Annotated in this window: 18 protein-coding genes and 1 pseudogene; 13 read left to right on the forward strand and 6 right to left on the reverse strand. The window is 45.1% G+C overall.

The features are described 5' to 3' along the window. Window positions 1-407: 407 nt before the first annotated feature. The 4 genes from QUA80_RS19630 to QUA80_RS19645 all read left to right on the forward strand — a co-directional run bounded on the left by QUA80_RS19630 (window position 408) and on the right by QUA80_RS19645 (window position 5149). Window positions 408-968, forward strand: coding sequence for a type IV secretory system conjugative DNA transfer family protein (locus QUA80_RS19630; RefSeq protein ID WP_333426781.1), 561 nt, complete (start codon window positions 408-410; stop codon window positions 966-968). A 616-nt stretch (window positions 969-1584) separates the two neighbouring features. Further along, entirely contained in the window at window positions 1585-3414 is a 1830-nt protein-coding gene (ltrA, locus tag QUA80_RS19635) for a group II intron reverse transcriptase/maturase (RefSeq protein ID WP_333426782.1), read from the forward strand. Further along, a complete protein-coding gene (locus tag QUA80_RS19640) occupies window positions 3405-4802 on the forward strand; it encodes a TraM recognition domain-containing protein (protein ID WP_333426783.1) in 1398 nt (465 codons plus the stop codon). The genes ltrA and QUA80_RS19640 overlap by 10 nt, the downstream gene beginning before the upstream one ends. A gap of 209 nt (window positions 4803-5011) precedes the next feature. Next, window positions 5012-5149 carry a hypothetical protein gene (locus tag QUA80_RS19645; RefSeq protein ID WP_333426784.1) on the forward strand — a complete coding sequence of 46 codons (138 nt, stop codon included), beginning with the start codon at window positions 5012-5014 and terminating at the stop codon, window positions 5147-5149. On the opposite strand, the gene QUA80_RS19650 is transcribed toward QUA80_RS19645, so the two are convergent. From QUA80_RS19650 to QUA80_RS19670, 6 genes and pseudogenes are all read right to left on the reverse strand, one after another. After that, window positions 5138-5764, reverse strand: a complete 627-nt coding sequence (locus tag QUA80_RS19650; RefSeq protein WP_333426785.1) for a hypothetical protein — start codon at window positions 5762-5764, stop codon at window positions 5138-5140. The genes QUA80_RS19645 and QUA80_RS19650 overlap by 12 nt on opposite strands. 288 nt (window positions 5765-6052) lie before the next feature. Further along, entirely contained in the window at window positions 6053-7051 is a 999-nt protein-coding gene (locus QUA80_RS19655) for a GIY-YIG nuclease family protein (RefSeq protein ID WP_333426786.1), read from the reverse strand. A gap of 159 nt (window positions 7052-7210) precedes the next feature. Further along, the gene (locus QUA80_RS19660; protein WP_333426787.1) at window positions 7211-7696 is read right to left on the reverse strand and encodes a hypothetical protein; all 486 of its coding nucleotides are present in this window, start codon (window positions 7694-7696) and stop codon (window positions 7211-7213) included. Window positions 7697-8572: 876 nt separating this feature from the next. Next, window positions 8573-8933, reverse strand: a pseudogene (locus tag QUA80_RS33870) (transposase); the annotation flags it as partial. After that, window positions 8822-9529, reverse strand: coding sequence for a hypothetical protein (locus tag QUA80_RS19665; protein ID WP_333426788.1), 708 nt, complete (start codon window positions 9527-9529; stop codon window positions 8822-8824). The gene QUA80_RS19665 and the pseudogene QUA80_RS33870, both read right to left, overlap by 112 nt. 66 nt (window positions 9530-9595) lie before the next feature. Continuing rightward, complete coding sequence (locus QUA80_RS19670) at window positions 9596-9883, reverse strand: hypothetical protein (protein ID WP_333426789.1); 288 nt, start codon at window positions 9881-9883, stop codon at window positions 9596-9598. A gap of 333 nt (window positions 9884-10216) precedes the next feature. Between QUA80_RS19670 and QUA80_RS19675 the strand changes: the two genes are divergently transcribed. The 9 genes from QUA80_RS19675 to rppB all read left to right on the forward strand — a co-directional run bounded on the left by QUA80_RS19675 (window position 10217) and on the right by rppB (window position 23082). Continuing rightward, entirely contained in the window at window positions 10217-12193 is a 1977-nt protein-coding gene (locus tag QUA80_RS19675) for an efflux RND transporter periplasmic adaptor subunit (RefSeq protein WP_333426790.1), read from the forward strand. 3 nt (window positions 12194-12196) lie between these two features. Next, complete coding sequence (locus QUA80_RS19680; RefSeq protein ID WP_333426791.1) at window positions 12197-12361, forward strand: hypothetical protein; 165 nt, start codon at window positions 12197-12199, stop codon at window positions 12359-12361. 19 nt (window positions 12362-12380) lie between these two features. Continuing rightward, window positions 12381-15530 carry an efflux RND transporter permease subunit gene (locus tag QUA80_RS19685; protein WP_333426792.1) on the forward strand — a complete coding sequence of 1050 codons (3150 nt, stop codon included), beginning with the start codon at window positions 12381-12383 and terminating at the stop codon, window positions 15528-15530. 47 nt (window positions 15531-15577) lie between these two features. Continuing rightward, window positions 15578-18697, forward strand: coding sequence for an efflux RND transporter permease subunit (locus tag QUA80_RS19690; RefSeq protein WP_333426793.1), 3120 nt, complete (start codon window positions 15578-15580; stop codon window positions 18695-18697). 35 nt (window positions 18698-18732) lie between these two features. Further along, window positions 18733-19302: a hypothetical protein gene (locus QUA80_RS19695; RefSeq protein ID WP_333426794.1), complete on the forward strand. Its 570-nt coding sequence runs from the start codon at window positions 18733-18735 to the stop codon at window positions 19300-19302. A gap of 501 nt (window positions 19303-19803) precedes the next feature. Continuing rightward, window positions 19804-20268 (forward strand): DUF2808 domain-containing protein, encoded by a 465-nt coding sequence (locus QUA80_RS19700; RefSeq protein WP_333426795.1) that lies wholly within the window; start codon window positions 19804-19806, stop codon window positions 20266-20268. A 242-nt stretch (window positions 20269-20510) separates the two neighbouring features. After that, window positions 20511-20984, forward strand: coding sequence for a DUF2808 domain-containing protein (locus QUA80_RS19705; protein WP_333426796.1), 474 nt, complete (start codon window positions 20511-20513; stop codon window positions 20982-20984). 15 nt (window positions 20985-20999) lie between these two features. Next, window positions 21000-21701 (forward strand): two-component system response regulator RppA, encoded by a 702-nt coding sequence (gene rppA / locus QUA80_RS19710; protein ID WP_333426797.1) that lies wholly within the window; start codon window positions 21000-21002, stop codon window positions 21699-21701. Then, window positions 21688-23082 (forward strand): two-component system sensor histidine kinase RppB, encoded by a 1395-nt coding sequence (rppB, locus tag QUA80_RS19715; RefSeq protein WP_333426798.1) that lies wholly within the window; start codon window positions 21688-21690, stop codon window positions 23080-23082. Before rppA ends, rppB begins: the two co-directional genes overlap by 14 nt. Window positions 23083-23472: the final 390 nt, after the last annotated feature.

Raw genomic sequence — 23472 nt, forward strand, 5'->3', positions numbered from 1 at the left:
CTAGTCTGGGCATCGATCTGTTCTACCTTCTACATCTACATATAAATGGTAGCTCTATTCACGCCCAAGTGTACTAGTTTGATGGTGCTGCGTTTTAATAATTTATAGTCCGGGTGTCTCTTCAAAAGCTCTGACAGCCACTCTTTTTGTTTCTTGTTCACGGTAAAAATATCTTTCAATAATTTTGCTTCCTATCCTGTTGACTGCGCTAGCAGGGATAATATCAAGTGCTGGTTGTTTTCTACCGAAAGTTAGAACTGTTGGCTGTAATTGCTCGTTCCCAAGACTGAACTAACACTGAGTAATTTTGATTTAAGCTTATTTGTCTGGCAACAGTAAGTTGTAGCTACAAGTCAGGTCAGATTTAATTGCTCTTGCGATCGACTTTTGCATTCAAATACATACTTATGAATTTTGAGATTAAATTTTTGATAGCACAGGCTAACTCTACTCCAGTTATCGCTCAAACCCAGAGGAGAACCCAGCAACCCACACCCCGATCGTCAATCGACTTAGGCGGTCTCTTCCAACAATACAATAACCCGGATGGATATCTAACAATAGGAGCGCTGATATTCCTCCTCTTACTGTCTCGGTTTCTGGGGAATAGAAAGGGTAAAATTACCACTGGCAAAGTGTGCGGAACTTCCGAAAAGATGGCAGCTACTCAGCTTGCCTTGAAACAAATTAAAGAGCGCAAACACAATAAAGTCACGCTATGGTGTGGCAGCCCTCGCTATTGGTGGAAGGGCAAAAAACTTAGGGGTTTTGTTACCACTATTCAGACAGCTTTTGGTTCTCCACCGACTGTTTGGCTCCCTCATGCAGAACGATCGACTTTAGTAATTGGAGCGCCCGGATCGGGTAAAACTTTTTCTACAATCGATCGGGCGCTAGAAAGTGCAATGGTGCAAGGATTTCCGATTATTCTCTACGATAAGAAAGGAGATGTGCGATTCGTTGGCTAGAAACCAGTCTCTTAAAAAGGACATGGAGGATTAGCCGCAAGGTGTGAACCTTGACAACTTGATAGCCATGTCGGTGAGCCAAGAAACACTTTGACCGGAGCCACACGGTCGTTAAATAAACGATCATGGCACTTGGCAAGTCCGACCCCGCAGGTGCAGCGGTGAAAGCACGACCCCCACGGTAGAGACTGGACATCAATCCGTGAAGCGGGGCGAAAGACGGTAATCAGGCAGCCTAGCTTGACATCCCGTTAGCAGGAACCCATGAGTAGCGAAAGCAAAGATGTGTTTGAACCATCGTTATCTTGAACCAGCGAAATTAGGTTGACTACGCTGGAGCCAAAAGGCAAAGGATATGGAGCTGGCAAGTGTCGCCGTGACCAGCAAGCACTTCCGCTAAACCCGGTGGAGAGCATCACTCTAAAGGTTCAATCAATGGCTATCAGGAACGAAGTAACCCCCGTCTATCTCTCGGATGGTCGAATATCTGAGAAGGTTCCAACCGCATGATAGACGGGGGAAGGATTGAGTCAGAAGCGAATGCCTGGGGTAATGCCCAGGATAGGCCCACGGACTCACGGTGATTTGGAATGAATAGTCACAAGTAGCAGTGAATATGTCTAAAACGAGTGTAAAGACTACGGTGGAATGGCAATCGATCGACTGGCGCAAGCTGGAACGTCGAGTGTTTAAGCTGCAAAAGAGAATATTCAGAGCCTCACAGCGTGGTGATGTTAAAGCCTGTCGCAGACTCCAGAAAACATTGATGAAGTCCTGGTCTGCAAGAAGTCTTGCTGTCCGACGAGTGACCCAGGATAATCAGGGGAAAAAGACGGCTGGTATAGATGGGGTAAAAGCCCTTACACCCCAGCAGCGACTTTCCCTGATTGAACAACTAAAACTGGGTACAAAGGCAACACCAACGCGACGGGTTTGGATTCCTAAACCCGGAAGTAATGAAAAGCGTCCTTTGGGCATTCCAACGATTAAAGACCGAGCCTTGCAAGCGCTGGTTCTTCTGGCGCTAGAACCGGAATGGGAAGCTCGCTTTGAGGGCAACTCATACGGTTTTCGTCCGGGACGCTCATGTCATGACGCGGTAGAAGCAATTTTTAACGCAATTCGCTACAAAGCCAAATATGTGCTAGATGCAGATATTGCAAAATGCTTCGACCAAATCGACCATAAAGCTCTTCTTGACAAGCTGAACACATCCCCAACTATCCGTCGCCAAATCAAGGCATGGCTTAAGGCAGGGGTAATGGACAGCAAAACCCTGTTCCCCACAGAAGCAGGTACACCTCAAGGTGGCATCCTATCGCCTTTACTGGCAAATGTGGCGTTACATGGAATGGAAAATCGGATCGAAGAAGTCTTTCCGAGGCTAGTAGCTAGCTCAAGGGAAACTTGGTTTCATAAAAAGGGTGAATATTTCAACACTCCGAACCTAATCCGATACGCCGATGATTTCGTGATTCTCCACGAAGATTTAGTCGTCGTCCAAAAATGTCATGAAATCATCGCTGACTGGCTAAATGACATGGGCTTGACACTGAAACCAAGCAAAACTCGTTTAGCTCACACGCTGAATGAGTATGGTGATGAACAACCGGGGTTTGATTTCCTCGGCTTCAACATCAGACAATTTCCAGTTGGTCAACACCAAACAGGAAAGAACACAATAGGCAAACCGCTTGGTTTTAAGACAATCATCACCCCAAGCAAAGCGAAGCAGAAGGAACACTATGAGGCAATTGCAGAAATCATCGAAGCTCACAAAGGTGCAAACCAAGCAACGCTGATAAAACTGCTGAATCCTATTATCTCAGGCTGGTCGAACTACTACTCAACGGTAGTTAGTAAGGAAGCCTTTTCGCATCAGGATTACCTCATCTTCCAAAAGCTAGGGGCTTGGGCAAGACACCGCCATGCTGATAAATCCTGGGAATGGATCTCACGGAAATATTGGCAGACAATCGGCGGGGATCAATGGGTGTTCGCCACGCGCTCAGAGGATAAAGACCCTCAAATACTGCGTAAACACAACGCAACTCCTATCGTTCGACATATCAAAGTGAAAGGCGATGTGAGTCCGTTTAATGGCGACTTCATTTACTGGAGTACAAGAATGGGTAAACACCCCGAAGCCCCTCATAGAGTTTCCAAGCTCTTGAAGTGGCAAAAGGGAAAGTGCGCCCTCTGCGAATTGTTTTTCAGATACGGAGATGTGATGGAAATCGATCACAAAATCCCTCGCTCACAAGGCGGTAAGGATGAGTATCGAAATCTCCAGCTACTACACCGTCATTGTCACGATGTTAAAACAGCCCTCGATAGAGTGGCTGGTGGTGTGCATGACAAGCACCAAATCACTGAGGAGCCGGATAAATCGAAAGGTTTACGTCCGGTTTTGAAGCCGAGTACAAACGGTGACGTTTGTGCTTAGGTAACCAGCTCAAACTCCACGCACCTCTGGCAGCGCGGTATGGCTACCAAGTGTGGGTATTTGCACCGGGAGAACCTTATTCAGGCATCATTAATCCCCTCGACTTTATGAAGTCCCCTCAAGATTCGGTCATGGCTGGGGAAATCGGTCAGGTTATTAATAGAAATGCAAGTTCAGGCAATGGAAAAAGTGATGAATTTTTCTCAAAAGCTGGAGACTTATTGGCTAAAGCACTCCTTCAATTAGTTAAGGGTTCTAGGTATCCAGATATGGCAATGCTCTATGCAATTTTGAGGTTGCCAAATTTGGTAAAGCGGATTGACTATGCGGTTCAATCTCGTCAAATTGATGAGTGGGTTGCCACCAGCTTCAACCAATTTTTGAGTGCCAAAGAAGCAGAAAAAACTATTTCGGGAATTCTGACGACAGCGGCCGGAACCTTCAGCAGTTTTATCCAAGCTGACCTGTTGCGAGCATTTTTGGGAAAGTCGGACATCCCGACGAAAATAGAAGGCCGACAGATGATTGTTTTCAAATTAGATGACGAGCGGCGCTCCGTCGTGGGGCCTCTGCTTGCAGCAGCGATTCACCTCCTGGTTGTGTCCAACTTAAGCCGCCCTCGGAAAGATCCGCTGGTTATTTCCCTCGATGAATTTCCCTCCATTCGATTGGATCGGATGCCGCAGTGGATTAACGAATATCGCTCGAATGGAGCTTGTTTCATTCTAGGAATTCAGAGTTTGGAGCAACTGTATGAAGGGTACGGAGAGAAAATGGGGGCGGCGATCGCCTCTGCTTGCAGCACTCATATTTTATTCAATCCGGGTAACACTGATACTGCAAAAAAATACTCCGAACGCTACGGAGAAAAAGAAGTTTTGCTGAAAAGCAAGTCCACCAGCCGTTCAATGGGCGGCCAATCTCAAAGCAATCAATCTATTAGTTGGAACGAGTCGCTTCAAAAAATGCCGTTGTTTTCGGTGGACGAAATTTTGCGGTTTCCCCAGGGGCGGTGTGTAATTACGAACCCCGGCTACAGTTCCGGCGGCGAGGGGTCAATTCCTTACGCGCTGACTATACCTATTCCCAAAGCAGACTTGCAGCGGCAAAGCGAGAGCGAGGCTCTTTGGGATGCAGAGGTTAGGCTACGGCTGGAGAGTCGGGTGCAACTTGCAAGTCTTGACCAGCTTACCGCCGCTTTGTACGATCGCATTGAGGAAGCAGAACGGATGCTGCCTCTGCCAGACGCCGGAGGTAACGTTCCATCCCAATCGCCGACGCCGCCAGCTTCTCTCAAGAAATTTGGCTCTGACCCGCTAGACTCAGTTGTCAGTAAAACTGGGCGTTCCAGGCGGGTTTTTGCCACGGGTGATATTGGCAAGCGCTAGGCTGGTGGGGGAGCAAATGGAAAATTTTCCATCAGTGGACATCTCCTAAAAAGAATCTTCAGCGGTTCGATCGATGTAGGGGTGAAGCAAGGGGGCGACAATTTATGCTAAAAACCCAATATTTTAGACCCAAATGCTTCACTCTTAGCCCCACAGAAGGATAAAGAACCCCCATACCTAATTTCTTTTTAGGAGATGTCTAGTGTTGAGTGGAAGTTGGGATTGATGCGGATAGCAACAATCGCGATGGAAAATTTTCCATCAGTGTTGACTGGAAGTTGGGATCGATGCGGATAGCAACAGTTGCGATCGCATTCTTAGCTAGCGACAATACTTTAAATCTCTAGCTCTGGAATTTCCTCAATGTCGAAATCAGTTAGGGACGCGAGCGCAGGCGGTGATGTTCTTCGAGCAGCAACAGGCGATCTCGCCTGTCTGGCCAGCAGGGACGCGAGCCAGTTTTTCGCCTCTGCGTGTTGTCGGCTGTCCCAACTGATGAGGTGTCTCGTCCCTGGATGGGTGGGGTGCAGCGCTAACACGGTCAGCTTGATATTTTCTGGTGGCAGCGAGAGAGATTCGGCTGCTGTCCACAATTTTACTCGATCGCACCAATTTAATGCAGGATGGCGGATTGCCCATTCAATTAAATGGACGGATTGATGTTCCAGAAAAGCTGCATTGGCGTTGATTTGTACGCATACATCTTTATTAAGCTTAGCGCTAAACTGAGTATCGACTAAGAATTTAGGGGGTTCCCATTCAAATACCTCTGGAAATAGCAAGCTGACTTCCATAATCCACCTATCCACTTTTGGATTTGCAAGTAGCAGGGGTTCAGTAGGGAGTTTCAAGAAAGTTTGTTTCATTATTAGTTGAAATTCCTCTTGTTCCAATTCAATGGGAACTGCTAGTTGTGTCGGATGGGCTAGAAAGCTTAAATCGGTAAGGGTGATTAATTGCATCAGTCGGTAAGGCAGTTACAGCTTACCTAGGAGGATGCGACGCTAGTCGCCTGAACGCTGTCGTTGGATAATGAATATTACAGTTAGAAAGTTTTTATTAATAATAAGTTGGCGAATCTAGCACTTCTCATTAACATGAGGTACACCAGATGCTGTGGATTTCAGTGGTTTTGAGCATTTTTCTGTACCTCAAATACCACCAGAAAGGCTATATATCTCTCTAGTAAATTTAGAAAATATTAAATTTTAATGATGATAACTATCTCGATGTTTTTTCATTATCGTTTTTTACGCGAGCTCAAGCGATTTGATTTTAGCACGGGCATCGACCTCACCAGCAAATAACGCAGGCGGCTCCATCCCGTACAAATCATTCAACACAGCCTTGACCTCGGGGAACTGAAAATACTCCGTTAGCGTACCGATGCGGTAATTAAACGTTTTGTATCGGTGTTTGAAGTACAGTTCCACATTCCCCCGACTCTCCCAGAATCCCAGCAAGTTGACAGTAACATCCGAGTAATGCACCCTCACATCCCGCTGCACCTCGGCGATTCTTTCGGAGATCGATCGAGTCGTAATCCCAATTTTATAGAACGTTTGACCGTCAGCTTTTACCTCAAGAAAGTAGAGCGAGTTCGACAGAATCCGACGAAGCTGAGATCGATAAATCAGCAAATCAGCCCGCCGTTCTTCCAAACAAGATAAACCCGCAGATAAAGCCACCGCTGCTGAGCGTTCTAACTTAACTAACTCCCCCTTCAGTAGTGGCTCTTGAACTTTGTTGAACGATGCCAGGGGAAGCGCGCCCATTGGGATTTTACCCAAGTCGGTAAACCGATAAGAGCGAGATCCTTCCGACTCCAGCAATCCCTTCAACTGCCATCGAAAGTTTACCAAGTCTTTGGGAATGGCGTAATCCCGTGCGCCGTACTCTTTCCACAGCACTTTTAGTTGCTCTAGTTCCTCACCCTTGAGTTCGATATTGAAGCTGTCGTAGAGCGGAAGCGAGGGAAAAGCTTTGGTTTTAATCCGCTGCGACACGGGCTTGCAAGTTTCCCCGGTGTGCGCGAAGTGATGTTCTTTCACTGAACCCTTTTTTGCTGTCAATCCACCACCACAATAGAGACAAGTTAGTTGAGTTTTTCCCCGCACAACTCCATCAATGCCCGTCAGTTCTCCACCGGGAGCAACGCCGTATTTAAGCCACATCAACAACAATTCTCCTAAAAGCAGGTTTGTAGGTGCACCCGCTAACGCAATTAATGCAGCATTATTTCCCGCCACGAACGCTCCAGTACGCTGTTTGATTTCTGGCGCGGTAATGCCTTCTACAACTAATTCTAAGGGCGTTGCTTCCGATTGGGAATGCTCCGCTCGGGTGCGACCGTCAAACTATTGGCTGCATTACTCGATCACCGCTAGCACTCTTGTTCGCTGCAAGCCTCAATCTTGCTGCGGGTGGAAGAGGTTGCCCTGATGAAGCCACGCCCGCGAAGCCGGATCTCGCCGCTTGCTCCATTCCAAGAAGGAAGCGCTGCCGCCTGATGCGGCGCTCTCAACAGCTTCGGCACTCACTCCCAACCGTTTTGCTAAATCGACAGCTTTCAGGGGTCGCAGCTTCATTGCAGGCTGCCCTGCTGAAAAATGAGGCGGGGAACTTTTATTGAATTGGCGTTTTCCTCCTCCTGCTTCTAAGGCTGCAACTCGCCCTTGCAAACCAGCAATTTCTGCTTGAAGTCGGGCGAAATTTTCCCTGGTTTCAGAAGCTACCGCAACGGCCGAAATTGCTGGGGCAGCTTCAAAGAATTGCTTGATGATTTTCACGAGCGCGGCGCTTTCGGTCAAAGACTGCTCTGCCATGTAGTCGCGTAACTTTTGGTGTTGCTCGAATGGCAGGTAGCCCACAATTCTGACGTTTTTGGTTGCCATCGGCTCTCTGGTTCGGGATAGTAGTTGCTTTTGGCGAGCTTGTTTGCTGGACTGCCGGACTTCTCCTAGAGCCGGACTGGGGGAAGGCTCGCTGCTGGCGCTCCCGCGATCGGCTCGCAGTATGCCGCAGCGCGTGCTTTTAAGGCATACTCAACCCCCTGACTATTTCCGAGCGGGTATGCCTGTATGTGCTATAGTAGCACTGGCAGCACTGGCCTGCGTACTGTGTGTGGGTTCGCAGAAAAGATGAAATTCAGGTAACGACACCATAAGGGTTCGGGCCGGGAGCATTTCGCAGATTAAATGAAATTCAAATGAAATTGGGTTGCCTCAAATTGAGAATTCGCATAGATAATGAAATTTTCCGACACATTTTGCCGAGAAAATGAAATTTTATGCTAACCCCAACCTTAACCAGACCCGATAGTGTATAAGTAGCGAGACAAATTAATCTGGGATGAGTCAGCCATAGATGTGGGTTCGCGGACTAAATGAAATTTGTGCGGACTAAATGAAATTTGTGCGGACTAAATGAAATTTGTGCGGACTAAATAAAATTTGTGCGGACTAAATGAAATTTGTGCGGACTAAGTGAAATTTTGTTGCGGACTAAATGAAATTTGTGCGGACTAAGTGAAATTTTGTTGCGGACTAAATGAAATTTGTGCGGACTAAATTTTTATTGTAATAAGTATGTATTAAATGTGCCAATAAATACCTCAGACCAAACTTATTTGTTACATTATGAACAACACATCCAGATGTTTTACAGTTAACAAATATCTCAACAGAAAAATTACAGCCAGGGTGTCAACGTCATCCGGGGCCAAAACTCCCATAAGCGCGATCGATCCGACACCATCACTATTAACTGAACTAACTAAAATTGTAAATAGGGGCATCAATGTCATACAGGGAAGGTTTTTGAGGCTGGTATGTATAAGCAATTAATCCTGCTACTAAGTTCACCATAAAATTAGCAACTTTTCGATGTCTTGTATGTTCAATTTGACACATATTTTTTTAATTTGTCATTGACTGACTCAATGATTCCTCTCTGATTTAATCGCATTTTATCTGAAAGGAGCATCAGTTTATTTTTCATATTTTTCTTGAGTCGGGTTATCAACTGTAGTCCTTTTTCATGCAGTTGTTTGAATAAACGTGAAGAAATATCACCTCGATCTCCAAAAAATTTTTCGGTAATCTCTTCCGTGAGTTCCGGGACAACTCGACGGTGGCTAATGTACCTACTTCATCTTGGGTTGTGACCGAGGCTTTTAGGTTAAAATTGGATTCTTTTGTGGCTTGTTGAGCGACTTTAGCGATCGCTTCTAGGGGACGAGAAATTCCACGACTGGTGTAAACTGCTAAAATTGTGGCGATCGCGATCGACAGCAAAAGACTAGCAATCGTTATTTTAACACACACGTTTTGGGCGCGATACCAATCATCTTCTGCCTTATCCTGTCCCTGATAAGCAAGTTTAACCAGTTTTGATAAGTCCTCTGAAAGTTGATTAAACTCCACCGCCTCCTTGCTTTTAGTAAAATTCCCAAGTAACGCTTGGGCTGCGGAAATTTTTCCCGGCTGCAAACTCTTTGAATCGATTTTTTTGAGAAGAGTTTGCTGTTTTTGGTTGTAAGCTTCTATCGTGCTAGGTAAAGTTTGTGTAAATTTTTTTAATTCTTCGAGTTCGGTATTTGGATTTTTGGAGTTTTTGTCAATCAAAGACTGTAATTCCAAAAACAAGTATTGGCTTTGTTTGACATATTTTTTTAATTCAGCACGTTCGTGTTCAAACTGCGCGGGATTGCCTAAGAGAATAACCATCTCTTGCTGATGGGATTGTGTCTGTACCACAGCAATTGTAAGTTCGCTTAGAATCTGTGCTTCTTCTTATTCAATGTTTAATCTCTGCGAAGCTTGTTTGGTGTAAAAATCTCCTACTAGCTGTCCGGCGATTGCTCCCAAAACAGCAATACCAAGCGCCACAGCATACCCCAAGCCAATTTTTTGTCGGATCGGGGCGCGACGGATTAATCGCTGCACCCATTGCGAACAAGGTTCTAATGCACTGGACTGGCTCTGTAGAGAAAAATTTTCAACTACAGGGTGATTCTGGTGAGCGGGTGTGACGTTTTTTTGCTGCATAGATAGTAGATTTTGGCAAGTGACTAAAGGCATTTAAACTCAAGAACCAGTAATAAAATACACTTTGGCTGAGTTGTTACTTGTTGTTACTGTTCGAGAAGTCGTTCTAAAGGCGTCTGCGCGACGGGGTACGCTATCGTCCGCATTACAGCGTAGAAGGCAATAGTCAAGAACTTGAAAAGATGCACTTCTACCTCATCTCTACTTTCTGAAAAATTTCACATCCATTTCATTTGGGTGTGAAAAACTAAGTAGTTAGCGCTGGTAAGCTCTCTAAGCTAGCTGAAAGTGTATATAACTTCCTGCTTAAATTGTCAACAGTCAAACCAAACTTCACTCCCTTGTGATTCAAGGAAATTCTTAGTGATGGGCATATCTAACCGTTTTCAACTTTCTGTGACGCTGAGTTGCGTATCTTTGGCAATCCTGAGTCTGGTACTGACGCCTCCGAATGCTGTGTTAGCGGGTGCAGGACACGATCATAGCGGTGCCAGTGAATTTCAAGGTGGAAGCGAACCAACGGGAACTGTTGAAATTGATGCAGAAACAGCCAAATTGCTAGAAGTTAAAGTCGAGCGCATCGCCCCTCGTCCCCTTGATATTGGCATCAAAACCACAGGTCAAATCGAAACCCTGCCCAACCAAAGAGTGGAAGTAACTGCACCGCTGACAGCAAAAGTAGTTGAGTTATTGGTACAACCGGGAACTAAAGTGAAGGCGGGTCAACCCCTCGCAGTTTTATCCAGTCCTGAATTGGTGGAATTGCGGGTGAACTCCCAGGAAAAACAGGCAGACGCACAAGCAGCGTTGGAAAAGGCGCAAGCGGACTTAAAACTAGCCAAAGAAAACCTGGAACGACAGCAAACAATATCAAATGCCGAAATCGCCCAAGCCCGCACCCAACTGGCAGCCGCCCAAGCACAGTTTAACCGCGATCGAGCTGTGATTTCCCAGCGTTCGGTCTTGAAAGTAGCCCAAGAAAACTATCGGCGTCAGTTGCAAATCGCCCAAGCCCAAATCGCTCAAGCTACGACGGAAGTAGCAGTCGCTCGAGAACGCTATGACAAAGATAAGATGTTGGTGGAACAAGGGGCATTGCCGCGACGGCAGATGCTGGAGTCGCAAGCCAGCCTAGAAAGAGCCAAAGCTGAACTTGCTAAGGCGACAAGCAGTCCGGAAGTAGTCCAAGCCGAATCTGAAGTCAAACGCGCTGAGGTAGATTTGCCACTCCGGGAATTGCGGGATTCCCAAGCAAAGGTTGCAGAAGCACGAGCTTTACTTAGCAGAGTGGAAACTCGCCGGGAAGTTTTAGAAGCAGAAGCGCAACTCACACGCGCTCAGTCAGATATGGATGTAGCTAAATCTCGGTTGCAATTGAGCAACACCACTTATCAAACTCGGTTGCAACAACTGGGAACTCGTGCGGATGCCACAGGATTAATAACAATAACGGCTCCCATTTCTGGCACAATTGCAGACCGCTCTATTAGCATCGGTCAATCGCTTCAAGATGCGGGTGGCAAACTGATGACAATTATCAACGACAGCGGGGTTTTAGCTACGGCGAATATTTATGAAAAAGATTTAAACAAAGTCAAGATGGGTCAACGAGTCAGGGTGAAAATTGCTTCTCTACCTGACCGTACTTTTGAAGGAAGAATTACGCGGATTGGTTCGGTGGTGGAAGGAGAAACGCGAATAGTGCCAGTTCAAGCCGAACTGACTAATCCCGACGGGGAACTAAAGCCTGGAATGTTTGCCGAACTAGAGGTACTCACAGATCAAACATCAGCACCTTTATTAGCAGTTCCTTTTACAGCGGTGGTAGATGCCAATGGCAAAAAATTGGTCTACGTCCAAAATGGTAAGACCTTCCAGTCGGCTGAAGTAACTTTAGGTCAAAAGTCTGGGGATTTAGTTGAAGTAAAAAGTGGTTTATTTGAGGGAGATTTGGTAGTAACTCAGCGAGCGCCACAACTTTACGCCCAGTCTTTGCGGGGGGGTAGTAAACCCAAAGAAGACGGACACGCAGATGGGGAAGAAGAAAAATCGGCAGGTAAAGAGGTTAAAACTAACAGCTTCCCATTGCCATTGTCATTGCCTTGGTGGTCAGTGGGAGTAGCTGGAGCAAGCGTATTTGGTGGGGCGGCGTTCCTATCTGGTGCTTTTTGGAATCGCCGTCAAATGCGTTCGCGCAGCGTTCCTGCAAGGGAATCGCACCCGAACGCGCAAGTATCCTTCATTTATGCAACAGAGGTTTATCTCGATAACCACAAAGAGCCAACTTTGTCTGCTGTAGCTGTACCACTGGAAGACCAGGAAAATCTGCCCCATTCCCACTAAAAAATGAAAACTTACCCAAAGGAAGCCGGAGTTTTACCCATTAAAGCTATCCAAAAACTCTTGTGGGGTAAGCATCCTGCCTGTCTTTTAGCTGGTTTTATGGAGAAGTCTATTCGCGATCGCACTCGCAACCAATTTTCCAACCTCGCCGTGCAAAATCTTTCCTGAATCTAACCTGTAAACTCAAATGATTAGTTTTGTTGCTAAGTGGGTCATCAGCAGACGTTGGCTTGTAGTCATTGCAGCGATCGTTTCTACATTAATCATCGCATTCAACACCATCCCCCAAATGCCGCTGGATGTGTTCCCCAACTTCGCACCCCCCCAAGTTGAAATTGAAACAGATGCCCCAGGACTTGCACCAGAAGAAATCGAATCTTTAGTCACTTTACCTATTGAAAGCGCAATTAATGGCACCCCTGGAATCACCACAGTTCGCTCTTCTTCATCCGCAGGTCTTTCGGTTGTTCGAGTTATTTTTAAATGGGGAACCGATATCTATCAAGCTCGCCAGTTAGTTACAGAAAGATTGCAACAAGCTGCCAGCAGTTTACCAGAAAGCGTAGACCCCCCCAGAATTGCGCCTATTAGTTCTCCGATTGGAACTGTATTAAAATATGCCTTAACCGTAGAAGAAAAACCAGAAGCACAATCTAAAATCGACCTCATGGAAGTGCGTCGAATAGTCGATTGGCAAATCAGAAATCGCCTTTTAGCAGTTCCTGGAGTCAGTCAGGTATTGATTTATGGCGGGGAAGTCCGCCAATATCAAGTATTAGTAGACCCCAACAAATTGCGAGCTTTTAACGTCTCTTTACAGCAGGTTAGCGACGCCGTACAAGCTGCCAATGTTAATGCTCCTGGCGGCTTGTTAATGACTCCAGATAAACAAACTTTAATCCGGGGAATCGGACGAGTTGAAACCATCGACGATCTCCAGCAATCTGCGATCGTTGCTCGTCAAGGAACGCCAGTTAGATTAGGCGATGTTGCCGAGATCAAAATTGGTGGCGCTGTCAAAATTGGCGATGGCAGTTTGAATGGGAAAGATGCTGTGGTAATTATGGTTAACAAACAGCCGCTTGCAGATACTCCCACCGTTACTCGCGCCATTGCCACAGCAATGGAAGAGTTAAAAGCAGGTCTATCCAAAGAAATCAAAGTTACGGAAACATTCCGTCAGGCAGATTATATCGATGCTTCGGTAGAAAATGTCCGGTCTGCATTAGTTGAAGGTAGCATCATTGCTGCGATCGTTCTCATTCCTTTTTTAATGAATTGGCGAACGCTGACAGTTGTCTTGTTAGATTTTGCTCTGACATTTTTATTGGCATTGCAGATATTATCTTGGCTCGGTTTGGGGCTGAATACAATGACATTGGGAGGGTTAGCAGTAGCAATTGGTACGGCAATTGATGATGCCATTGTCTATGCGGAAAATACTTATCGGAATTTGCGACAAAATAAATATTCATCAAACCCTCGCCCCGTACTAGAAGTCATCTTTGAAGGCGGTCAGGAAGTCCGGGAATCGTTGATCGGCGCTACTTTAATTACGATCGTCGTTTTTGCACCAGTGTTTGCCCTAGAGGGCGTGGAAGGTCGGATTTTTGGGCCTATGGGGATAACTTATCTGGTGGTTGTTATTGTTTCAAGTTTAGAATCTTTGCTGATTAGTCCCGCTCTGTGTGCGCTTTTATTGCCCCACGGAAAAATGCCAGAAATTGAGCCTTGGATTCCGAGATTTTGTAAAAGACTTTATTCTCCTTTTTTAAATTTAGCGCTCCGGATGTCTGAAATTGTGATAGCAATCGCGCTTTCTGCAATGGTCGCAGCAATTATCATTTTTCCCACTTTGGGACGGGCATTTCTCCCAGAATTTCAGGAATCAACCTTGGTCAATACTTTAGCACTTTATCCGGGTTTATCTTTAGAAGCCACAAACAGTGCAGCTTTTGTCCTAGAATCTAAACTCAAAGATGACCCCAGATTAAAGTACGTTCAATTAAGGGCAGGACGCGCCCCAAATGACCCCGATGCTGCACCTGTAAATCTGGCTCACTTGGATATTGGATTGAACGATAAAGGTATGGAAAACAGGGAAGAAACGGTTAAAATGCTGCGGGAAGAGTTCAATAAAATTCCCGGCGCTGCACCTAATATTGGTGGGTTTATTTCCCACCGAATTGATGAAATATTATCGGGAGTCAGAAGTCAAATCGCGGTCAAAATATTTGGAGCTGATTTAGAAGAACTTCGCACCATTGGCAAACAAGTCGAAGAGGCGATGAAATCTGTACCGGGCCTTGTAGACTTACAACTCGAACCGCAAGTTCCCATCGAACAAATTCAAATAAAATTCGATCGCGTGGCTGCCTCCCGCTATGGGTTAACGATCGGGCAACTTTCTAATATTATCGAAACAGCGCTGAATGGCAAAGTCGTCTCTCAAGTTTTGGAGAAACAACAAAGTTTTGACTTAGTTGTTTGGTTGCAACCCCAATATCGCAACAATCTAGAAACAATTGAAAATTTGTTAGTTGATACGCCGGATGGGAATAAAATTCCTTTGGCAAAGGTAGCTAAAGTTGATTACGGCACTGGACCAAATACCATCAACCGCGAAAATGTTTCGCGTCTGATTGTAGTATCCGCCAATGCCAAAGGGAGAGATTTGCGATCGATCGTCACGGATATCCAAAATAAAGTGAAGGCGCAAATTCAGCTACCTTCTGGATATTTCATTCAGTACGGGGGTCAATTTGAAGCAGAAGAAAGAGCTTCTAAAAACCTGTTTATTTTTAGTGCCATTTCTTTTGCAGTCATTACCGTACTGATGTACCTTTCTGTTAAGTCGATCGCTTCGACTGCAACGATTATGATTAACCTACCCATCGCTTTAGTCGGAGGCGTGATTGCGGTGGCATTCACTGGAGGCGTTATTTCGGTTGCGTCGCTGGTGGGGTTTGTCACTTTGTTTGGAGTTGCGACTCGTAACGGATTGCTATTAGTGGACAATTACACCACTAAGTTTGCAGCCGGAATGTCTTTAAAAGAAGTTTTGATTTCTGGTTCAATGGAACGACTCAATGCTATTTTGATGACTTCTTTAACTTCAGCTTTGGGTTTGGTGCCGTTAGTAGTAGCTGTTGGACCTGGTAAGGAAATTTTGCAACCGCTATCGATTGTGGTGTTAGGTGGGTTGTTTACTTCTACCGCTTTAACCCTATTGGTGTTGCCAGCCTTATACGCTAAATTTGGCAAGTTTCTAATCACGAAACCAACTCAGCCAGTTGTTGAGGATGGTCGAGTTGCCAAAGTTAGTGTGGAAAATTGATTTTCTTGCTGAAAATCCCTTCTAACTATACCTATGCGAATGACATTATGCTTAACTCCGTTGTCAAATGGTCAATAGCTCAACGCTGGCTGGTAGTTCTAGCCTCGATTTTGATTAGTCTGTGGGGTTTCCGCGTATTAACGCAAATGCCGCTGGACGTATTTCCCAGCTTTGCACCACCCCAAGTCGAAATCATGACCGAAGCTCCAGGACTTGCTCCAGAAGAAGTAGAATCCCTAGTCAGCCGACCGATAGAAAGTGCGATTAACGGAACTCCTAGACTAGAAACATTGCGTTCTTCCTCTGCTGTCGGTCTTTCTGCTGTGAGAGCTACCTTTAGCTGGGACACCGAAATTTACCGCGCCCGCCAATTGGTAACAGAACGGTTGCAACAAGCACGCAGCCAGCTACCGCGAGGCGTGGAAAACCCAGAGGTTCTTCCCGTCAGTTCGCCTCTAGGATGGACTGTTAAATACGCCTTCACCTCTGAAACCACTCCCCTAATGGAGGTTTGGCGGATTGTCAATTGGCAAGTGAAAAACCGCCTGTTGGCTGTCCCTGGTGTTAGTAATATTGTGGTTTTTGGTGGGGATGAACGTCAGTATCAAGTTTTGGTAAACCTAGATAAACTGAAAGCGTTTAATGTTTCCCTTGATGATGTCACTAAAGCAGCAGAAGCAGCGAACGCCAATGCACCAGGGGGATTTTTAATTACTCCCGACCAAGAAAGTTTGGTACGCGGTGTTGGGCGGATTGAATCTATAGAACAGCTCAAAAAATCGGTTATTAAAGCCAGTAATGGCAGACCTGTACTTCTCGAACAAGTGGCGGATGTACAAATTGGTGCAGCACTCAAACGCGGAGATGGCAGTTTTGCGGGGAAGAAAGCGGTGATTTTGACTGTCAACAAACAGCCAACTGCTGATACTCCGACCGTTACGAAGGTGGTTGAAACAGCAATGGAGGAACTAAAAGCCAGCTTGCCTAAAGATGTTAAAGTCACTGAAACTTTCCGCCAAGAAGATTTTATTGAAGCCTCTATTAAAAACGTTGAAGAAGCTTTACGGGATGGCACCATCATTGTTTGTGTTATCTTGATTCTATTTCTGATGAATTGGCGCACTGTCATTATTAGTTTGAGCGCGATTCCCGTATCGTTGTTGCTGGGAATGATGATTCTTAATTGGACGGGAGAAGGCATTAACACGATGACTTTAGGTGGACTTGTTGTTGCTATTGGTTCGGTAGTGGATGACGCAATTGTGGATATGGAGAATGTCTACCGCCGCTTGCGAGAAAACCAGATGGCAGGCAATCCTGTACCACCATTGCAAGTTGTTTTTAATGGCTCAGTAGAGGTGCGGGTGAGCGTGCTGTTTTCGACAATTATTATCGCAGTCGTATTTGCACCAATCTTTGCCCTTTCCGGTGTGGAAGGTAGGATTTTTACGCCAATGGGTGTGGCGTATTTATTGTCAATTGCAGCTTCTACATTGGTAGCACTGACATTGACTCCGGCATTATGCGCTCTGTTGCTGGTAAATCAACGACTGCCGAATACGGAAACTTGGGTTGAACGATTTTCCCATCGCCTTTATCGCCCGCTTTTGCAATTTTCTCTACGTCGTCCCAAAATTATTTTGGCAGGTGCGATCGCTAGTTTTGTAGCTGCGATCGTGATTATGACCTCGTTAGGGCAAGTTTTTTTACCAGAGTTTCAAGACCGCGCCCTAGTCATTGCCACAGTTCTCATGCCTGGTGAATCTCTAAATGCTACTAATCAAGTCGGTTTGGCGGTAGAAACAACCCTCAAAAAAGACCCTCGAATTGAAGCTGTTCAGTTCCGATCGGGACGCGCTCAAGGCGATACTGAGGTAGCGGGTGTCAACGCTGGAGAATTGGATGTCCAATTGAGTGAGGAGGGAGGAAAAGATCGAGACAAAACAATCGAAATGATACGGGAAGAATTTGAGAAAATTCCCGGAGTAGTTCCCAATATCGGTGGTTTTATTTCCCACCGCATGGATGAAGTGCTTTCTGGGGTGCGGAGTGCGATCGCTGTGAAAATTTTTGGTCCCGACTTGGAACAACTCCGCACTCTCGGCAAACAAGTACAATCGGCTATGAGCGAGGTTTCTGGGTTAGTAGACTTGCAACTCGAACCCCAAGTACCGATGAAACAGGTGCAAATTCAGTTCGATCGCGATGCGGCTGCTCGTTATGGTCTAACCATTGGAGAACTATCAGATACGATCGAAACAGCACTCAATGGGAGAGTTGTTTCCCAAGTCTTGGAACAACAACAAATTTTTGACCTCGTTGTATGGTTGCAAGAAAAATACCGTCACGATATAGAAGTCATCAGCAATTTGTTAGTTGACACTCCTAGCGGACAGAAAATTCCCTTAGCCCAAGTTGCCAAAATTGATTATGGAACGGGTCCCAATACTATTAACCGCGAAAATGTGTCCCGATTTATTGTAGTATCTTCCAATGTCTCTGGACGAGATTTGGGTTCTGTTATCAAAGATATTCGAGACAAAGTTAAGCAAGAAGTACAACTACCTTCAGGATATTATATTGAATACGGCGGTCAATTTGAAGCGCAAGAGGGAGCCACAAAAACTCTACTTTGGGCTGGATCGTTAGCTTTTATAGCTATTGCTATCCTGATTTACTTTGCTGTAAAATCGATTCCTGCTACCATTATGATTTTGATCAACTTACCTTTGGCATTAGTCGGTGGAGTCATTTCCATCGCCTTGTCTGGCGGTATTCTATCTGTAGCTTCGATGGTAGGATTTATTACTTTATTCGGCGTTGCTACACGCAATGGACTATTGCTGGTTGAAAACTACAATTCTAGGATGGCGGAAGGACAGCCTTTGTCGCAGACTTTGATGGAAGGATCGTTAGAAAGGTTAGCTGCTATCTTAATGACCGCACTGTCATCAGCTCTGGGTATGGGACCTTTAGTAATTGGTAGTGGAGCAGGAAAAGAAATTCTTCAACCACTAGCTGTTGTAGTATTGGGAGGATTGTTTACTTCTACTGCTTTAACTCTGCTGGTACTTCCGGCTTTGTACGTACAATTTGGCAAGTTTATGGTTCCCAAAAAGGCTGAAGATATTGCTCGTACAGAAGTGGTGGGAGAAGCAACCTCTTAGTTGTTAAAATACGATAAATAGAGGAGTGTCAAACCATGAATTTACTGAAGAACGGCTTAATTGTTTTAAGCAGTGTCAGCTTGTTTTTATTAGCTGCTTGTAGCGGTCAAAATCAAGCAGCTAATTCAGGAAACAGTGCCAATCAAACAACGACAGAAACGGCTGCTAAAACAGAAACGGCTGCCAAGGATGGTGAGAAACACAGTGCAGGCGATGGTCACGACCATTCTAAAAATGGCGAGAAACACAGCGCAGGCGATGGTCACGACCATTCCAAAGATGGGAAAGGGGGTCATGCTCACAATGGTCAAGTTTTAGAGGTAGGAAAATATCACGTAGAGTTTCTAGCCGATCCACAGAAAGATGGAAGTCATTTAGATATTTTTGTAAATGACGAACAAGATAAGCAAGTTACTGATGTCAAAATAACGGCTCAAGTTCAATTACCCGATGGCAGCAGTAAAACTCTGGAAATTCCCTACAAAGCTGATGAAAAACATTATGGGATTCTATTGCCAGACACAGCACCAGGAGAGTATAAAGTCGTTCTCCAAACAGACATTAAGGGGGAAAAATTTAACGGTCGTTTTAGCTTTAAGCGATAATCTATAGAGCAGCAAGAATCTAACTCAGAGCGCGATCGCTAATTGATTTACCTCTGTCAAAAATTCGATCGAAGATAAATTGGTCATATAAGTAGGTGAAGGTAAACAAACGCACTCTAGAAGCCCGGTTTTTTAGAAAAACCGGGCTTCTCTGTCTTCGCTACCAACTTATTTATGCAGCAGTGTTTAGATTGACAAGCTGTAATGCAATTTTATCCAAAGAGCGTTCTTAGTTTAATGATAAAAATATGCAATAATTTGCGAATCTTTTGAGGATTAGTGAGCTTATACGATCGAGTTAATCTATGTTTTGAGATATTTTATCCAGTAAGTTAAATATATTTTATTAGGATAAATTTGCATTTGTAAAAAAAACTAAATATCAAGCAGAAATTTCATTATGGTTTCATTTCGCTGTGTCAATCTAAGTAAATAGGCTTTTTGATTAAAAATGAGTCTAAAACAAGATGAACAAAGTCAATTTTTTTGAGGGGTGACAGAGTGAGAAAGCTAATTTATGCTGCTGTATCCTTGGCGATCGCAGTTTCAGTTTCTGCAGATTGTGCCAGTGCTAGAACAAAATCTACTCCTCATATCGATGGAGCCGTACAATTTCCGCAAACTCGATCGAGGATAGTTCGCCACACGATTCGATTGCACATTCCTCAAGGTAGTAGCCCTCTTTCCCAGTTGACGATCGATGTTCCAGAAGGCTTGAGAGCGAACAATAATATCACTATCAACAAAAATTCAGGAGAGTCAACTAATGCCGATGTGGCTATTACGGGCAACCAAGTTATGGTTAATTTCCCTCAACCAATTACTCCTGATTCAAAACTGGAAATCATTCTGCACAATGTAAAAATAAGAGGGACTTCTAACGCTTGGACATACCAAGTTACTGCTAAATTCGTCGGGATTGATGCTAATATCCCCCTTGGATTAGCTCGGATTCGTATCTATTAATGTCAGATTCCGACTTACAGACAAACAGGCAGGGCAAGTTATCTAAATTTCTGCCTTGACTTTTTTTAACATTTTTAGTAATGACTAAGTGTGGAGTTTTGGTTGCTTTTTTTTGACATTTATACCGCACTCTCAATCTTACTTAAAATGCCTTGTTCTGACTTAGTAGATAAAGTTGAAAAGAAGGAAAACTTCATCCAATATTATCAAACTAATGAGTTAATTATGTCAGGAGCATCACCATGAAAAAGTTTGTTCACACTGCAACAATTACCCTATTGTTTGCCTCTTTCGTTACCGCTACTCAAGCGCAAAATTTTAAGGATGCCCCAGTTACCCATTTGGGCGGCAGTGCAGCAATTCCGAATAGCGCTCAATTTCAAGGTGCTACTCATAAATTTGAAGTTTATGTCCGGGGAAAAGCCCTTTCAGAACTTGCAATTGAGTTACCAAAAGACATAAGCATTCATAAAGGAATTGAAATCACCAATCAAACGGGAAAAAAAGTTGAGGCAACAGCCTCTATCGAAAATCGAAAAGCTAGGATTGTGTTTTCCCAACCTTTTCCTACTGACACAAAGCTGTCAATTAATATGCAAGGCGTTACTACTCCAGGTTATGAGGGCATTTGGTTGTACAAAATCTATGGCAAAATGGTTGGTGTAAATGGAGAGATCCCTCTAGGTACAGTTCGGATTCAAACATACAGTGGCTAGACACGGTTAATTATTATGAAAGTCCTGCTAGTTGAAGATGAGCCAGTCTTGGGTGCATCGATTAAGCGAACCTTAAACCAAGAAAAATATATTGTTGATTGGGTTTTAGATGGCACTGAGGCTTGGGACTGTCTAGAAAACCAAAAAGCACAGTATACGCTGGCAATCTTCGACTGGTTAGTGCCGGGAATATCGGGTGTACAATTGCTGCGCAGGCTGCGCGATCGCAAAAACGCTTTGCCCGTGCTGATGCTGACAGCAAAAGACCGCTTGGAAGATAAAGTGGCTGGACTGGATGCTGGGGCAGATGATTATTTGGTGAAGCCGTTTAGTATGGAAGAATTGTTAGCACGACTGCGGGCATTGCAGCGGCGATCGCCTCATATTCAACCCCAGCAACTTCAAGTCGGTCGCTTCATTTTAGATTACGGCATTTGTACGGTTTGTTTTCAGCACCCCAATGGTGAAAAACAAGTTATTCCTTTGACCAGAAAAGAGTTCCAAGTACTGGAATACTTCTTAAAACACCCCAATCAATATGTTACCCGCGACCAACTTTTAGACTATCTTTACGAAATGAGTGCAGAACGTATTAGCAATGTGGTAGCGGCTCAAATTCGACTGTTGCGACGCAAACTGTCAGAACTTGGCTGCGATGGTTTAATCGAAACTGTTCCTGGTATGGGTTATCGGTTCAATCTTAATGATGCAAACTAGACCGTTTCGTAAAACTAGAACTCGACTGGCACTCTGGTATGCACTCGTCATGGGTTTTATTCTCAGCTTGTGCGGTTTCGGGGTCTATGAAATAATGATTTATGCCCATTTGGTGGCAATAGACCGAGAGCTAGAGTCGGTTACGGGAACTTTACACGATAGCCTGGAACCAAATTTGAAACAGCCTAAAGTTTTGGAGCCTATTTTCAAGCAAATTTTACCGGATATTTGTCTGGCCTCTTCTAGCTGCTCGAACCGAAAAATTTACGCCCAAAATAATCACAGTTCTAATAAACGCCATATTTTTAGTGCCATTTATCAGAGTAATTTCTATTACATTCGGTTTATCGATCGTGAGGGAAAGTTGATTGCTTTGGCGGGGTCTCATCCTGAAGGATTGCCTGTTAGTGGCGGTCAAAAATCTTGGCAAACGCTCAAAGACGGACGAGGCGATCGCTATCATCAAATGTCTCTGCCGCTGCATACCCAAGATAATCGGCTCTGGGGGTATATGCAGGTCGGGCGAAGTCTCAAAGACCTCGATAGCCGTCTCGCCGCCCTGCAATTGTTTTTAGGACTGGGATTGCCAATTACGGTACTTCTAGTTGGAGGTTCTAGTTGGTGGTTGGCGAGGTTGGCAATGCAACCAATTAACGAATCTTATCAACAAATGAAACAATTTACAGCAGATGCCGCTCACGAATTGCGGACTCCTGTAGCAGCAATTCGGGCAGCGATCGAATCTGTACTGAGGATGCCTTATCTATCCGAACAAGAAGCGCAAGATACTCTAAAAAACGTAGCAAGTCAGAATCATCGATTGGCTGAAATGATTGAGGAGTTATTGCTTTTGGCTCAATTGGAACAGCCAAAAACCTTGACCCAGTACATCCATTGCTGCCTCAACGATCTGGCGATCGATTTGGTAGAAGAGTTCGCGGATATGGCTTTTGCTGCCAAGGTGACGCTGACATCTCAGGTGCGCGCAGGCAAGCTGCTGTATGTTCTAGGGGACGAAGATCAACTTTACCGCTTAGTTTCTAACTTAATTGTTAATGCGATTAAATACACTCCTGCTGGGGGTCAGATAACAGTTGTTTTAGACCGCAGCAACGGTCATGCTGAAATCGAGGTTCGAGATACGGGAATTGGCATTGCATCAGAGGATCGAAAACAAATTTTCGAGCGCTTTTATCGCGTGAATTGCGATCGCTCTCGCAATACAGGCGGGTCGGGGTTGGGGTTAGCGATCGCGGCTGCAATTGTTCAAGCTCACGGGGGTAGCATACAGGTACAAAGCGAGCTTGGTAAAGGCAGTACTTTTACCATCCGCCTGCCTTTAGACCTTCCGCCACCGTCAAATGTCCGTGTTGCTAAATAAGGCGTATAGCCGAGAGGTAGAGTCAAGGGGAGTGGTCGGGTAAGGTTCGAGAGTCACCTCTGTCCCCTCCCCTAAGAACGCAGCATGAGAGTTTCCATCTCACTGCGCTCAAGCTTTGCTTCAAGCCCGTTTCAACTTGGTTTTTGAATGTACCTGCTTATGGCACGTTTTGTGCAGGTGTTCAAGGTTTTCTACGTCGGAAGAGTCCACCTTGAGCCGCAGGTACTCTGTGACTTGAGGCTAGGTGCGACCCTAAGTTGATAGCTGCGGGAAGGGTGAGACTGGGTTGCGGTTGCTGCACGCTTTGGGTGATGCCGTCGTATTTACCGTGTTCCAGTGGTGCCGACAAATTCTAGTTGTGCCATCGCCCGAACGAGGGGTTGTAGCAGT

The sequence above is a fragment of the Microcoleus sp. F4-D5 genome (genome assembly GCF_036704885.1).
Taxonomy (GTDB): Bacteria; Cyanobacteriota; Cyanobacteriia; order Cyanobacteriales; family Microcoleaceae; genus Microcoleus.